At 42.3% G+C, this 14180-nt stretch carries 15 protein-coding genes; 5 read left to right on the forward strand and 10 right to left on the reverse strand.

The window, feature by feature from the left end; all coding sequences use genetic code 11:
* Window positions 1-137 precede the first annotated feature (137 nt).
* The 4 genes from selD to nspC form a co-directional block, all read right to left on the reverse strand.
* A complete protein-coding gene (gene selD, locus OFO01_RS00005; protein WP_270858129.1) occupies window positions 138-1163 on the reverse strand; it encodes a selenide, water dikinase SelD in 1026 nt (341 codons plus the stop codon).
* Window positions 1160-1756, reverse strand: a complete 597-nt coding sequence (yedF, locus tag OFO01_RS00010) for a sulfurtransferase-like selenium metabolism protein YedF (RefSeq protein ID WP_270858130.1) — start codon at window positions 1754-1756, stop codon at window positions 1160-1162. Before yedF ends, selD begins: the two co-directional genes overlap by 4 nt.
* A 64-nt stretch (window positions 1757-1820) precedes the next feature.
* On the reverse strand, window positions 1821-2774 hold the full coding sequence (locus tag OFO01_RS00015) for a formate dehydrogenase subunit gamma (RefSeq protein ID WP_270858131.1): 954 nt from the start codon (window positions 2772-2774) through the stop codon (window positions 1821-1823).
* 68 nt (window positions 2775-2842) lie between these two features.
* Window positions 2843-4000, reverse strand: coding sequence for a carboxynorspermidine decarboxylase (gene nspC / locus OFO01_RS00020; protein ID WP_270858132.1), 1158 nt, complete (start codon window positions 3998-4000; stop codon window positions 2843-2845).
* An 86-nt stretch (window positions 4001-4086) separates the two neighbouring features.
* On the opposite strand from nspC, the gene OFO01_RS00025 reads away from it, so the two are divergent.
* Together OFO01_RS00025 and OFO01_RS00030 are read left to right on the forward strand one after the other, a co-directional pair.
* Complete coding sequence (locus OFO01_RS00025) at window positions 4087-4308, forward strand: MoaD/ThiS family protein (protein WP_270858133.1); 222 nt, start codon at window positions 4087-4089, stop codon at window positions 4306-4308.
* 1 nt (window position 4309) lies between these two features.
* The gene (locus tag OFO01_RS00030; RefSeq protein WP_270858134.1) at window positions 4310-4762 is read left to right on the forward strand and encodes a molybdopterin synthase catalytic subunit; all 453 of its coding nucleotides are present in this window, start codon (window positions 4310-4312) and stop codon (window positions 4760-4762) included.
* Window positions 4763-4845: 83 nt separating this feature from the next.
* On the opposite strand, the gene OFO01_RS00035 is transcribed toward OFO01_RS00030, so the two are convergent.
* The 6 genes from OFO01_RS00035 to OFO01_RS00060 form a co-directional block, all read right to left on the reverse strand.
* Window positions 4846-6645 (reverse strand): hypothetical protein, encoded by a 1800-nt coding sequence (locus OFO01_RS00035; RefSeq protein WP_270858135.1) that lies wholly within the window; start codon window positions 6643-6645, stop codon window positions 4846-4848.
* Window positions 6646-6713: 68 nt separating this feature from the next.
* On the reverse strand, window positions 6714-7349 hold the full coding sequence (locus OFO01_RS00040) for a protein-L-isoaspartate(D-aspartate) O-methyltransferase (protein ID WP_270858136.1): 636 nt from the start codon (window positions 7347-7349) through the stop codon (window positions 6714-6716).
* 132 nt (window positions 7350-7481) lie between these two features.
* Window positions 7482-8504 (reverse strand): ribonucleotide-diphosphate reductase subunit beta, encoded by a 1023-nt coding sequence (locus tag OFO01_RS00045; protein WP_270858137.1) that lies wholly within the window; start codon window positions 8502-8504, stop codon window positions 7482-7484.
* A gap of 49 nt (window positions 8505-8553) precedes the next feature.
* Window positions 8554-9234, reverse strand: coding sequence for an anaerobic ribonucleoside-triphosphate reductase activating protein (locus OFO01_RS00050; protein ID WP_270858138.1), 681 nt, complete (start codon window positions 9232-9234; stop codon window positions 8554-8556).
* A 63-nt stretch (window positions 9235-9297) separates the two neighbouring features.
* A complete protein-coding gene (nrdD, locus tag OFO01_RS00055) occupies window positions 9298-9462 on the reverse strand; it encodes an anaerobic ribonucleoside-triphosphate reductase (RefSeq protein WP_270858139.1) in 165 nt (54 codons plus the stop codon).
* A gap of 28 nt (window positions 9463-9490) precedes the next feature.
* Window positions 9491-11590, reverse strand: coding sequence for a ribonucleoside triphosphate reductase (locus OFO01_RS00060; protein WP_270858140.1), 2100 nt, complete (start codon window positions 11588-11590; stop codon window positions 9491-9493).
* 140 nt (window positions 11591-11730) lie between these two features.
* Here OFO01_RS00060 and OFO01_RS00065 point away from each other — a divergent pair, with 140 nt between their 5' ends.
* The 3 genes from OFO01_RS00065 to OFO01_RS00075 all read left to right on the forward strand — a co-directional run bounded on the left by OFO01_RS00065 (window position 11731) and on the right by OFO01_RS00075 (window position 14043).
* The gene (locus OFO01_RS00065) at window positions 11731-12264 is read left to right on the forward strand and encodes a hypothetical protein (protein WP_270858141.1); all 534 of its coding nucleotides are present in this window, start codon (window positions 11731-11733) and stop codon (window positions 12262-12264) included.
* Between the two features lie 66 nt (window positions 12265-12330).
* Window positions 12331-12543, forward strand: coding sequence for a 30S ribosomal protein S21 (gene rpsU / locus OFO01_RS00070; RefSeq protein WP_270858142.1), 213 nt, complete (start codon window positions 12331-12333; stop codon window positions 12541-12543).
* Between the two features lie 135 nt (window positions 12544-12678).
* The gene (locus tag OFO01_RS00075; RefSeq protein WP_270858143.1) at window positions 12679-14043 is read left to right on the forward strand and encodes a sodium-dependent transporter; all 1365 of its coding nucleotides are present in this window, start codon (window positions 12679-12681) and stop codon (window positions 14041-14043) included.
* Window positions 14044-14180 lie beyond the last annotated feature (137 nt).

Raw genomic sequence — 14180 nt, forward strand, 5'->3', positions numbered from 1 at the left:
AGTTTTTGACAATAATAAATAAAATAACACGCATTGGAAAATAACAGAAGTTAGATTTCAAAAACGGAAAGTGGATTATATTCAAGGGTTGCTTAAAAATAGATTAAAACTAGAAAAAATTTTTGAAATTTTAAAATTTAATCTTTAAGCAAAATTTTATTTTCTGCCCGTTTTACGATGCGACCCACGATAGTGGCACTTTCATATCCTGCATTTTTTAAATTTCGCACCGCCACGGCGACATCTTTTTCACTTATAGCGAGCAAAAGCCCGCCACTAGTTTGCGCATCGGCTAAAATCACTTGCGCTTCTTTATCGCAAAACGGAGCGATAAATTTCAAATTTCTATAACTTCCGCCAGGGATCAGCCCCTCATCTAGGCACTTTTGCACGCTTGCAAAAAGCGGAATTTCACGCACAAAAATTTCAAAACTGATATTTTCATTTATCATTTCTAGCGCGTGTCCCAAAAGCCCAAAGCCCGTGATATCGGTCGCAGCGTGTATTTCTAACCCACTAAGCGCACCAACAGCGTATGAATTTAGCCTAATCATACTCTCAATTGCGTCGCGGAATTCAGCGAATTTTAAAAATTTCGCCTTTATCGCCGTTGAGATTACGCCAGTGCCAATCGCCTTTGTCAGCACGAGCAAATCGCCTTCACGCGCAGTGTTATTCGACCAAAATTTCCCCGGCTCAACCACGCCAGTAGCACTTAATCCATAATAAATTTCTTTCGTTTTTATCGTGTGCCCACCCACTAGCACGCCACCGCACTCGCTGATTTTGCTCTTGCCGCCAGATAAAATTTCTTGCAAAATTTCATCACCAAAATGGCAATCATCAAATCCAACGATATTTAGAGCGTTTATCACTTTTGCGCCCATTGCGAAGATGTCGCTGAGCGAATTTGCCGCGGCGATTTGGCCAAAAATGTATGGATCATCGACAATCGGCGTGATAAAATCGAGCGTCTGCACGAGCGCCAAGCTCTCGCTTATGCGAAAGACGCTTGCGTCCTCGTTGCTATCAATCGATGATAGTAAATTTGCATCGGGCGTGATTAAGCTTCCAAGATTTTTCGTTAGACCCGCCGGGTCCAGCTTGGCTGCTCAACCCGCTGCGCTGATAAATTTCGTAAGGTTAAAATCACGATAAATCATAGTTTTATAGCTTCGTATTTTGATAAAATTTCCATAATCTCATAAGCGTTTGAAATTTCGCCAAGAGCTAGGTCGCCGACTAATTTATAGCTTTCCAAACAGCTTCCACAGCTTAGTATTTCCACGCCCGCCTCGCTTAAATTTTTTAACGCTTCAAAGCTTGGGTGAGCGCGATTCGTGGTGATAAATACGGCGTTATTTACGCAAATGATTTTGGCTGGTTTTTGCTCTAAATTTAATAACGCGCCCAAAAATTTAGCCAAAAGCGCCTTGCCGACTGCGCCAGAACCGCAACTTTCTTCGTTTAAAAACACTACCTTTGGCTTAGCGAAATTTGGCATATCGCAAAAAATATCGTCCAAACTCTCATCTTTTAGCTCATCGGTTTTGGTAAGCGAAATCGTGGCTTCACCGCTATTTTCGCTGATTTGCGCCTCAAATCCGTTTTTTTGCAAAAATCGTTTTATGTTTTCTTTGGGTGCGATATCATTAACCAAAATTTCCAAATTTTCGCCGATTTTTAGCGAATTTAGGGCTTTTTTGGTAAGCAAAAGTGGCTCAGGGCACAATAAATTTCGACAATCTAGTTGCAAATTAAATCCTTAAAAAAATATCTTTGACACGCAAAGCTAGCGAGGAAATATCCTCGCTCAAATTTTATAAACGAGGATATTTTTCCTCAAACTGCGATTTCGCCACGCTTCCTTTATCCAAAAGCTCGCGATACCAGTAGTGGTGGAGCACATAAACTTCCTCTTCTGGTTTGTGTCCATCTATCATAGAGTGGATCGCTCCGCTGATCGCAAACACGGTCATATAGATATGCACGCACAAAAACACAGCGCAAACTGCGCCAAGCAGGTTATGCACGATTGCGCTAGCGCGCAAAACCTCGATTTGGCTCACGCCACCAAATGCGCTATTTACCGCAGGCGCGCTGTAATCCAAAAAATACATTGACGCACCAGTGGCTATCATCACCATACCGCCCACAGTCGCTATCCAAAACCACGCCTTTTGGCCAGCGTTAAATTTACCAGCAGGGATTGCGCGCTTGGTTTTGCTAAGGTATCCGCCCATGATAATCATCCATTTAATATCATAAAAGCGCGGCAGCATACGCCAAAACCACAAAACAAACATCGGAATCACAGCGATTGCAAATGCGATAGTGGCGATTCCATGAGCGTTTTTACAAAACCTCACGAAGCTTCCCCCGCCAAAACTCTCGCCAAACATCATTATTAGACCAGTTGGCACCAAAATCGCCCACGAGCTAGCCGCGACGAAATGAAAACATCGCTCAAAAAGGGTAAATGCAAGCACTGGCTTGCCAGCGTGGTGGTCGAAGTGTTTCGCCCCCACAATCAAATAATGTCCCAAAAACGAGAATATCACCGCAAGGCTAGCCCCCAAGGCTAACCACGCAAAAAATCCCGAACTTTGAAGTTGCACAAAAAGCGGCGCTAGGCCATCTTCGTATAAATTTATGTTTTCTAGTCGGGCTTTCCCCCACACATTATTCCCACTAGTTTGCACAACCTGTGCATATGGTCGGTCCTCGGCATACGCGCCCAAACAGGCGCAAAGCACACAAAAGAACTTCTTCATATATTTCCTTGACACAAAAATTTAGGGATTATAGCGTTTTAAGCCAAATTATGGCTTAGAAAATTTTATTAGTTTCTTCGCCTAAATTCCTCATAACCAAACTCTATCATATCCTCGACATTTCCGCTCTCATCTACCATTACCAAATTTGGCAATTTTATGCCGTTAAAGGTCGTGTTTTTGACTATCGTGTAGTGGATTTGGTCTTCAAATATCACCCTATCGCCGATTTTAAGCGGGGTATCAAATTTATACTCTGGCTCACCTGCTTCCAAGCCTACAATATCGCCAGCTAGGCAGGTATTTCCACCGAAACGATAGACAAATTTACCCTCTTTGCTCTCGCCACGCACCGCAGGGCGATATGGCATAAGCACGGTATCTGGCATGTGTGCCTCAGCCGAAGTATCCAAAATAGCGATGTTTGCGTCGTTTTCGACGATATCAAGCACGCTAGCGACTAGGTATCCGCACTCCCAGCCCACAGCCTCGCCCGGCTCTAAAAATACCTCCACGCCGTATTTTTCACGGAATTTTTTGATTAAGCTAATTAGCAATTCGACATTGTATCCCTCGCGCGTGATATGGTGTCCGCCACCGAAATTTAGCCATTTAATCACACCAAAATATTTGCTAAATTTCGCCTCAAACGCCTCTAAAACGCGCTCTAAATTCTCCGCACCCTCCTCGCAAAGTGCATGAAAATGAAATCCACTAATCCCCTCTAAAAACCCGCTCTCCTCGCTAATAGCGCGGTTTAGTGCGTCCAGTGTCATACCCAAACGGCTAAATTTACCGCACGGATTGTAAGCGTCTTTGGGCGCAAAAGAAGTTTGTGGATTTAGGCGAAGTCCGCATTGCACGCCCGCACTCATCGCCTGCGCGCGGTATTTTCGCCACTGGGAGGCGCTATTGAAAACCACATGATCGCTAAGGGATAAAATTTCAGCCATATCGCACTCTTTAAAAGCGGGCGAATAAGTATGAACCTGCGCATTTTCACCTAAATACTTTCTAGCAAATTTAGCCTCGTGCAGACCACTGCAAGTAGCCCCGGAAAGGCACTTTTGCACCAAAGGCATACCAAGGCTAAACGCAAAACCCTTTAACGCACACAAAACCACTGCCCCACTTCGCTCGCCGACCCTTTGCAAAAGGGCTAAATTTGCCCGCAATTTCGATTTTTCGCACACATACGCTGGGGTTTGAATTTCATCAATTTTCATAAAAATCCTTTTGTAAAATTTTTTAATTATATAAAATTTTATAAAATTTTGGCTAAAATCGCCGAATTTTAAATCAAAGGAAAGATATGGTAGAAGTGGAATTTTTAGGTCCAATCGGCAAAGAGCCGATGAAATTTGACGCCAAAACACTTAGCGAAGTAAAAGAGATTTTAAGCAAAGATAGCTCGCTAAAAGAGTGGCTATCTAGCTGCGCTGTGGCGGTAAATGACAAAATGGTCTATGAACTAAATACCGCGCTTAAAGACGGCGATAAAATCAGCCTTTTGCCGCCGGTTTGTGGAGGCTAATATGGAGTTTGCTGGCAATTTTTCTTTGCACGATGGTGCGCTTGATATCCCTGCGATTTCGAATTCATGGTATGAGCATTACAAGGGCGCAAACTGCGGTGCGCTGATTACTTTTATCGGCATTGTGCGCGATGAGGACGGCATTAGCGGACTTAGTTTTGATATATACGAGCCGATTTTGCGCTCGTGGTTTCAATCATGGCAAACAAAGGCGCAACAATCTGGCGCGCAGGTCTTTTTCGCGCACTCAAAAGGCGATGTGAGCGTGCATGAAAGCTCATATATCGCGGGTGTGCTAAGCCCACAGCGCAAGTTCGCTCTTGCTTTGATAAACGATTTTGTCGAGGATTTTAAGGCAAATGCGCCGATTTGGAAATACGATTTGATAAAAGGCGAGCGAATTTACGCTGCTTCTCGCTCGCAAAAACTGCGCGGCGCAGGTATTTTGGGGTGAAATTTATTTTGAAAATTTTGCTTTAAATTTAAACTACTAAATTTTATAAAAACACTCAAATTTACGGGTTTTACCCCGTAAATTTAAAATTTAAACACATCTTTTGCAGATGAAATTTGTTTTGCCATACCAATATCGATTTTTTGATAACCGCATTTAAAAATCGGCTCCAAAACCTCGGTAAAAAAGGCGTTTAAGCCCTCTTGGGTAATCTGCTCGTTGCTAGCATACCTTGCTAACCCCATAAAAATACCATGTCCGATTTCGTTGCCAAAGCGCGCTTCCTTGCCCATGAAATCGTTTAGCGCGTGGCACACAGCCACTGTGGCTTTGGCGTTAGCGACATGGTTGTCGTTTAAAAAGTCTTCGAGCACGCCATAATCGCACTCGCATTTGATCCAGCGAAATGCTTTCGCGCTGGACGGGGAAATTTGGGTGTCATTGACATTTGCTGCGCAGATGATAAAGAGGTTTTTTGGCACGGCGAAATAGGATTTATTGTCTTTGACGATCACGCTGAATTTTTCCATTTCCGCCTCATCAAGGGTGTCGATGAAGTGCGAGTTTTTGGTGCGGATGATAGAGAGCGGGTCGTTTTCGTCGTATCTGCGCTCCAAAAGCGCAATGCTCTCGCCAAAAATTTCATCGAAATTTCCGCTATCAATGGAATCAATTATCAAATAATACTCGCCTTTTGGGTCTTTTAGCGCCTTTTTACAAAGCGCCTTAAATTCGCCATTTACTAGCATATCACCCACGAAACCATCGATAAAATCGCTATATGAGAAGCTCTCGTGGAAGCTAAGGTAGCAAAAATGGCTTGGGGCGAGCTTTTTATCCTTGATAAGTGAGCGGATTTTTCTAGTTTTTCCTGAGCCGATTGCGCCGAAAAATATCGTATTTTTGGCGACTTCCTCGCTTTTGTAATTTTGCAAATACTCGAAAAATAGCGAAGCATAGACCGGTTTGGCGTTATATGGAGCTTGGGCAGGGTATGGTTCGAACTCGCCCATAAATTTCGCGCTAGCCTCGTAAAAATCGGAGAAATTCTCGATTTGCATGGCATAGAGCGAATTTAGTAAATTCACGCTTTCATTTGTGTATAAAAATGTCGGAAGCTCATCGTTAGCCTGCGTGAAAATACTAGCTAGCAAGTAAAGTTTTTCCGAGCTGGCCTGCTCCAAGTCTGCGCCCGCGCCCACGCCTAAATTCAGCGAACCCTCGTCGCCTAAATAATGCTCTAATAAGAAAAAATTGTCCGCCTTCATCGTCGCTTTTAAAAACTCAATTACGACAAAAGGCTGATTATGCAAGCAAATATCAAAAAATTCGCTGGCTAAATTCGCGTCAATGCTGATAAATAGCCTATACATCGTGTCGTAAAAATTTATGATTTTTTGCTTAAATTCGTTTCGTTGAAGGCGTTCTTGCGTCGCCATATTGAAATTTTTGATTATATTTTCTATGAAAATGTAGAGTGAAACGACATCTTTATCCTCACCGCTAAGCACGCTCTCTACGCTAGTCGCGGCTGTTTTTGGGAAAAGATCTTTTTTGGCTGCGATACGATCTTTGAAAACAAAATCGTAATAAAACGCGCCGATATTCGCGTCAAAAAACTGCTCCATAAAAAAATACTCAGCATGCGGGAATTTCTCGCCGAAGCTTAAAATTTTGTCGCTTCTTAAATTTCCATCGCTGAAATTTATGTATAAATTCGACAAAAAATCGCTCTCAAAATCATCGAAACTATTTAAATTGTGCTTTAAAGTTTGCAAATGTTTTGAAATAGCTAGGTGTTTTTTGACCCAATACTGGTTTTTGCTATGATTTTTCCAATCGCTAGCAAGCGTGGTAATTTGCTCTTTTGTGAAATCTTGCATGGACTTTTCCTTTTAAGATAAATAAAACCTCGCAAGATACCTAAATTTAAATAAATAATAAATAAAACTTATTGTATGCCCGAAATCAACGGGACAAATTCACACGCACCCAAATTTTCTTGGCTTATCTCGCTAGGCGAAATTTTATGAAATTTAATGATATATTGCGCCCCGCCCTCACTCATGGGAGCAACCAAAATACCGCCGATTTTAAGCTGAGCGAAGAGCCTGTCGCTAATTTTGGACGCGCAGGCTGAGAGTAGTATCCTATCATAAGGCGCAAACTCGCGCCAGCCCACATTACCGTCATCGTGGCGGAGATTTATGTTGCGAATACCCAAATTTGCGAAGTGTTTTTTCGCCTCGCCCACTAGCCTCTCCACGCGCTCCACGGCAAAAACCCTACGCACCATATATGCCAAAATCGCAGACTGATACCCGCTCCCGCAGCCGATTTCTAGGACATTTTCTACGCTCTCATCAATGTCGAGCGCCATACTCATTCTAGCCACAGTTAGCGGAGAGCTAATCCACTGAGACGCCAAAATCGGTTGCGCATTTAGGCTAAACGCATGCGCGCTAAATGGGGCAAACTCGCTACGAGATACGCTTTTTAATGCGTCATAAAGCGCTGGCGAAATAGCGATTTTATCAGCGATTTCCTCCGCCATTTTTTCGCAACGAAGTTTTTCTAAACTATCCAAAATTTTCTCCATTATTTTAAAATGAACTACGAATGCCGACGATTTTTTGCGGGGCGGACGAAGGGCTAGACTAAGTCGTCTGCCCGAGTTCGCAACGCAAAAAAGCTAGGCTGGGTTCAACCGCCAAACTCCCTAGAAATCGTCGAAACTCAAACTTCCTTTTGAGTAGTTCGTAACCTTACTTTCAAAGAAATTTGACTTTTGATCGTTAAATTTAGAGAAATCATCGACCCATTTTATCGGGTGAGAGGCGCCGTATTTTTTCTCTAAACCAATCGCAAGCAATCGTTGATCGACTAGGTAGTGTATGTATTCTTCGATGATATCGTCTGTAAAGCCCATGATTTGGTTATCTGTGATATATTTGCCCCATTTGATTTCCAAATTTCCAGCCGTTTCAAACATCTCGTAAATTTTGCTGATATTTTTCTCGTGGAAAAGGTCAGCTCGTTCTTTGCGCACGGAGTTTATCATGTTTTGGAAAAGTAGTAGGTGTGTGATTTCATCTCTTTGGATAAATCTAATCATCTGCGCTGAGCCAAGCATTTTACCAGCGCGCGCCAAGGCATAAATCGAAGTAAATCCACTGTAAAAATAAATCCCCTCTAAAATTTGATTCGCAACCATTGCTAAAAGCAGTTTATCGTCTGTAACCTCGCCTGCTAGCTCCTCATATACGCTCGAAATATAGGCGTTTTTCTCGCGCAAAACATCATCGTGTTTTTCCATTTCATAAATCAAATCGGTATTTTCGCAAATCGCCTCGACCATTACCGCGTAACTTTTGCTGTGATTTGCCTCTTCGTAGGCTTGGCGAGCGAGCACAGCGTTGATTTCAGGGGCTGTTATGTACGGATTGATATTATCGGCTAGATTGTTTGTCTGGAAGCTATCCATGGAAATTAGCTGGCTCCATACCAAATCATACATGCGTTTTTCGGCGGTTGTGAGATTGAAGTTATAATCCCTCACATCATCAGTCGTATCGACCTCTTTGGGAAACCAAGTATTTGCCTCCATAATGTCCCAGAGTTTGAGCGCCCATTGGTATTTTGCCTTGGTGAAATTTAGTATTCCGTGCGGATTGCCGTTAAAGACCTTGCGATTGGTGAGAGTTTCGTCTGAAAAGGGGTTGTAGATTTTTTTTCTATCCATAATTTTGCCTTTTTTTGAAATTTAACTCGCAATTCTAGCAAAATACAAATTAGAAATTTCTAAGAGAGATTTTTAGAGGCGAGATTATCTTAGAAGGGTCGAAATTTTGCTTTGGCGCGCCAAGACCGCCCAAATTTTCGCCAGTATCAAGGAAATTTTGCAAAAAATACTCGCCCCTATAACCCTGCTCGCACAAAATTTGCGCCATTTGCGAAATATCGCTTTCGCTTAAAAGATCGCTATGCACGGTAGTTCGCACCTCGAAGGCGAAATTTGTGGATAATAAAAATTTCAAAGTTTGAAGGAAATTTTCGTAGAAATTTGATTTTGTGATAAAACTAAATTTAGCCTCATGCGCCTTAAAATCAAGCGAGATGAAATCGACTAAGCCCAAATTTACGGCGTTTTGTATGATTTGTGGATTTGAGCCGTTTGTGTCGATTTTGACCTCAAAACCCAAATTTTTCGTTTTTTGCAAAATTTGCATAAATCCCCTAGCGCAGGTGCATTCGCCACCGCTGAAAACAACTGCTTCGAGCTTGCCCATGCGCGAGCGCAAAAACGCAAATAGCTCATCTTCGCTGATTTTGCCCTCGCCACGCACGACGCTCGGGTTGTAGCAATACCGGCATCGCATATTACACCCCGCAAACCACACAATAGCCGAGAGCCGCTCAGGGAAATCTGTCATCGTAAATGGCGTGATATGGTAAATTTCAGGATTTTGCATAATTGTGAATTTTAAAATTTAGCCAAATTTAAACGCGCTAAATTTGGCTAAATTTAGTAAATTTTATTTTTCTTCGAATTTTACCTTATTTTCGTCGAAAAACACTCTCTCTTTGTGTTCGCCCTTTTTGCCTACATTGAAGCTCTCCACAGGGCGCAAATACCCCATTACACGGGTATAAACTACACATTTTGTGCGTTTTTTTTCTAACTCTTTTGGGAATTCCATTTTTTGCTCCTTATTTAAATTTCAAATTTCAAGCACCCTTGCTCTCATACTCCGCCATTAACTCAGCGTCGCATTTCGGGCAGTATTCGTGCTCGCCTGCGATATATCCATGCTTCGTGCAGACGCTAAATACAGGCGAAATCGTAATGTATGGGAGTTTGTAGTTACTAATGACATTTTTGATAAATTTCTTGCACGCTGACGCTGAACTAATTCGCTCCTTCATATACAAATGAAGCACCGTGCCCCCTGTGTAGCTACTTTGTAGCTCGTCTTGCATATCCAGCGCCGCGAACGGATCGTCGCTAAAACTTGCTGGGACTTGGGTAGAGTTTGTGTAGTAGATATTTTCGCCAAAGCCCGCTTGTATGATATCTGGGTAGCGTTTTTTATCCTCTTTGGCGAAGCGATATGTGGTGCCTTCCGCTGGCGTTGCTTCGAGGTTGTATAGATTTCCTGTGTTTTCTTGGAAAAGGCGAATTTTATGGCGTAAATACTCAATCAATTCTAGCGCAAATTCACGGCCAAATTTGGTCGTAATGTCTTCTTTATCATCTGTGAAATTTCTAATCATTTCGTTTGCGCCGTTAATGCCAATGGTGCTAAAATGGTTGTTAAAGCCCGGCAAATAGCGCTTGGTGTATGGATACAACCCGCGTTCGAACATTTCCTTGACAAACACACGCTTTTTCTCCAAAGTGCTTTTTGCTAACTGCAAAAGCGTTTCGAGCCTCGCGTAAAGCGCCTCTTTATCGCCTTTGTAAAGGTATCCAAGGCGGGCTAAATTTATCGTTACCACGCCGATACTTCCAGTCATCTCAGCACTGCCAAAAAGCCCGCCACCGCGCTTTAAAAGCTCTCTAAGATCTAGTTGCAGTCTGCAACACATCGAACGAACTGCGCCTGGTTTATAGGCTTTTGGATTTTCGACTTTGTTGCCGTTTTCGTCCGTGATATACTGGCTTCCGACGAAATTTTGAAAATAGCTTGATCCGATTTTGGCTGTGTTTTCAAACACCGCATTTGCCGCATCGCTGTCCCAGTCGAAATCCTGAGTGATATTTACGGTAGGAATCGGGAAGGTAAATGGCTGACCGCATTTATCGCCCGCTGTCAAAACCTCGTAAAATGCGATAACAATGCGCCTCATCTCCGGCTCAAAATCGCCGTAAGTAAGCTCGATAAGCGAGTTTTTGCCACGCTCTTTTGCCCTTTGCAACAGCTCCTCATCATCGATTCCCTCAAAAAGGTGGTGTTGGTTTGAGGTAGGGATTTGCGCCTTTAAATCCTCTGGGCAGGTCATATCAATCGTAACATTTGTAAATGGGCTCTGACCCCAGCGCGCTGGGACATTTAGGTTATAAACGAAGCTTGTGATTGCTTTTTTGATCTCTTTGTCGCTTAATTTATCCTTAAAAACATAAGGGGCAAGATAGGTATCGAAGCTAGAAAACGCCTGCGCTCCCGCCCACTCGCTTTGCAAAATTCCTAAGAAATTCGCCATTTGATGAAGCGCCTCTCTAAAATGCTTCGGAGCCTTGCTCTCTACACGACCCCTAACGCCGTTAAATCCCTCATCGAGCAATACCCTTAGGCTCCAACCAGCGCAGTATGCGGTGAGGCAATCTAAATCATGGATATGATAATCGCCGTTTCTGTGCGCAGCGCCTTCTTCGCGCGAATACACCTTATCTAACCAGTAGTTTGCGATGACCTTGCCAGCGGTGTTGTTGATCAATCCTGCGTTTGAATAGCTTGTGTTTGAGTTAGCCAAAATTCGCCAATCTGATTTGCCGATATATTCATTGACGGTTTGGGTGCAGTTTATGTAGGTGGTGTCTTCTTCTAGCCCATAGACATGCTCTCTTTGCATTTTGTGCGTGTGGCGATAGATCATAAAGCTTTTTAAAACATCGAAATTCCCGCTTTCAAACAGCTTTTTTTCTATTATGTCTTGGACATCTTCGACGCTTAGGCTATCTTTGAAAACAATCGTTTTTAGGACATTTTCAAAGACTTTTTCATCAAAATTCGCGCCTACACTCTCATAGGCTTTTTTGATAGCGTCTTTTATTTTGTAATCTTTGAATTCTTGAAAACTACCATCTCTTTTAATAATTTTTATCATTAATTCCCCCTAAAAAAGAAACGCGAAAGTATAGCAAGATATAGTTAAAATTTATTGAATTTTGTAGTTTGAAAAACAAAGTTAAATTTAACCAAGGCTTAGTATAATTTCGGATAAAATTTATTTTGTAGGACGAATTTATGAAGGGTTTGAAATTTGCGATTTTGGCTGTTTTTATAGCTATGTTTTTGGGTGGCTGTATCGCCAAAAAATCCCCAACTAGCGCACAAAGTAGCAGTAGCGAGCAAAATTTAAAAAGCGCTAAAATTTCAGAAGCTACGCTTAAAAAACTAGCAAGCGATAGCACAAAAAAACTCCTTGCTTCCAAAAAAATTTCAAAGCAAAAAAACCGCTTCGCAATCGTGGGAATTAGCGAAATTTCATGCGAAAAAAAATGCGATTTCAACACCGATTTTTTGAGAAAAAAACTCAAAGTGGGTCTGATACACTCGGGCAAAGTCGTAGTCATCGACGCGCCTAGCACCGATGAGCTAGTATTTAGCAACGACGGGCTTAAAAAATCCAACGCCTCGCACGCAAATTCGATTTATTCGCCTGATTTTATCCTGCTTCCTAGCGTCAAATTTAGTGGCGATAAAAGCGGTATTTTCGAGGTTTCGCTAAAAGACGCAGAGAAAAAAAGCGAAATTTGGAGTTATAAAAACAAATTTTAATGCCAAATTTAAGCTTATTTTGGCTAAAATCACAGCTTAATTTTTTTTCGAAAGGTGGTGAGGAGCGTGCCAGGAGTTAAGGTACATCCGAACGAATCATTTGATGAAGCTTACAGACGCTTCAAAAAACAGACAGATCGTAACCTTATCGTTACCGAAGTCCGTGCTAGAAAGTATTTCGAGCCTATGACTGAGATCCGCAAAAAACAAAAAATTGCGGCTCGCAAAAAAATGCTTAAAAGACTTTACACACTTCGCAGATACGAATCTCGTTTGTAATTCTCGGGCGAATTTCGCCCGAATTTCTCTCTTAAATTTTAGCCTAACCGAATTTTAAATCTTAATCAAAATTTAAATTAATTAAATTTTAAATTTGCTATAATTCTTGAATTTTTTCGCAAAAAGGAAACCATAATGAGCAAAAATAAAATTTTTTCATCTCGTTGGGCTTTTATTTTAGCCTGTGTCGGCTCGGCTGTGGGCATGGCCAATGTCTGGGGCTTCCCGTATAAACTCGGCGCAAACGGCGGTGGCGCGTTTTTACTCATTTACATTTTTTTCATCGCACTTTTTGCCTATGTCGCACTCTCAGCCGAATACGCTATCGGCAGACGGGCAAAAACTGGCACTCTTGGCTCTTACGAGCTTGCGTGGAAATCACGAAATTTAGGCTTCATTGGCAAAATTTTAGGCTGGCTCCCACTAGCGGGGTCGATGTGTATCGCTATCGGATATGCCGTAATCATTGCTTATGTCTTAAAAGCCCTATTTCAGGCACTAAACGGCTCACTAATGAGCGTGGATACATCGACTTGGTTCGGCTCGTTTGCCTTCACGCCATATTCTGTGGTACCATTTCACTTCATCATCGTTGCTGGCACGCTTTTTAGCATATTTTTGGGCGCGAAAAGTATCGAGCGCACAAACAAAATCATGATGCCACTATTTTTCGTGCTTTTTGCCATTTTAGCGGTGCGCGTGGCACTTTTAGACGGAGCTGGGGCTGGGTATAAATTTATGTTTAGCGCGGATTGGAGCAAACTAAGCGATGCCAATGTCTGGATCACAGCCATGGGACAAGCGCTCTTTTCGCTCTCTATCACAGGCTCAGGAATGCTCGTATATGGCGCGTATTTGCACAAAGACGAAGATATCGTCGATGCGGCGAAAAAAACCGCATTTTTCGACACAATCGCCGCTTTTGTGGCGGCCTTGGTGATGATACCTGCGCTTTTTGCTTACGGCGAGGACCAAACAGCGGGCCCTGGACTGCTTTTCGTAACACTGCCAAAAATTTTGCAAGACATGCCAGGTGGCGGAATTTTTGCGATTATTTTATTTACGGCGGTGATTTTTGGCGGAATTTCATCTTTGCAAAATATGTTCGAGGCCGTAACTGAGTCGCTTTTGCATAAATTTCCAAGCTTAAATAGAGCTTTGGTTTTGGTGATTTTGTGTGTGGTCTGCTTCGGAATCGGCGTAAATATGGAGACAATCGCGCCAAGCGACACAAACCCAGCGACCACATTTTATGAAGTTCATCTACACAACTGGGGTCCGTGGATGGATCTAGTATCTATCTATATAATCCCAATCGGCGCGGTTTTGGGCGCGATTTCGTGGTTTTGGATTTTGCGCAAGGACGAGCTCTTGGACGAAATCAACACGGGCTCGGCTAAAACATACTCAAACGCCTGGTATTATATCGGCAAATTTATCTATGTGCCAATCGTGCTTGTTTTGTGCGGTATCGCATTGATAAATAAAGTCGCGTTTTAATAAAATTTAAAAATTTAGCGCAAATTTAGCGCTAAATTTCGCTATCGCAAATTTCAAATACTGCGCCGAAATTTTGTTTTAGTAAATTTTTGCACAAAATTTAAAAAAAGCAAAATTTTGCAAAATTTTAAGTATCG

Origin of the sequence: Campylobacter sp. JMF_01 NE2, assembly GCF_027737365.1 — a bacterium.
Classification (GTDB): domain Bacteria; phylum Campylobacterota; class Campylobacteria; order Campylobacterales; family Campylobacteraceae; genus Campylobacter_B.

Excerpts from the sequence above, each read along its gene's own strand:
- OFO01_RS00030 (WP_270858134.1), top strand. The coding sequence starts at position 4,310 with ATGGAGTTTGCTGGCAATTTTTCTTTGCACGATGGTGCGCTTGATATC.
- OFO01_RS00015 (WP_270858131.1), bottom strand. The coding sequence starts at position 2,774 with ATGAAGAAGTTCTTTTGTGTGCTTTGCGCCTGTTTGGGCGCGTATGCC.
- OFO01_RS00065 (WP_270858141.1), top strand. The coding sequence starts at position 11,731 with ATGAAGGGTTTGAAATTTGCGATTTTGGCTGTTTTTATAGCTATGTTT.
- OFO01_RS00035 (WP_270858135.1), bottom strand. The coding sequence starts at position 6,645 with ATGCAAGATTTCACAAAAGAGCAAATTACCACGCTTGCTAGCGATTGG.
- OFO01_RS00050 (WP_270858138.1), bottom strand. The coding sequence starts at position 9,234 with ATGCAAAATCCTGAAATTTACCATATCACGCCATTTACGATGACAGAT.
- OFO01_RS00045 (WP_270858137.1), bottom strand. The coding sequence starts at position 8,504 with ATGGATAGAAAAAAAATCTACAACCCCTTTTCAGACGAAACTCTCACC.
- OFO01_RS00060 (WP_270858140.1), bottom strand. The coding sequence starts at position 11,590 with ATGATAAAAATTATTAAAAGAGATGGTAGTTTTCAAGAATTCAAAGAT.
- OFO01_RS00075 (WP_270858143.1), top strand. The coding sequence starts at position 12,679 with ATGAGCAAAAATAAAATTTTTTCATCTCGTTGGGCTTTTATTTTAGCC.
- OFO01_RS00025 (WP_270858133.1), top strand. The coding sequence starts at position 4,087 with ATGGTAGAAGTGGAATTTTTAGGTCCAATCGGCAAAGAGCCGATGAAA.
- nrdD (WP_270858139.1), bottom strand. The coding sequence starts at position 9,462 with ATGGAATTCCCAAAAGAGTTAGAAAAAAAACGCACAAAATGTGTAGTT.
- nspC (WP_270858132.1), bottom strand. The coding sequence starts at position 4,000 with ATGAAAATTGATGAAATTCAAACCCCAGCGTATGTGTGCGAAAAATCG.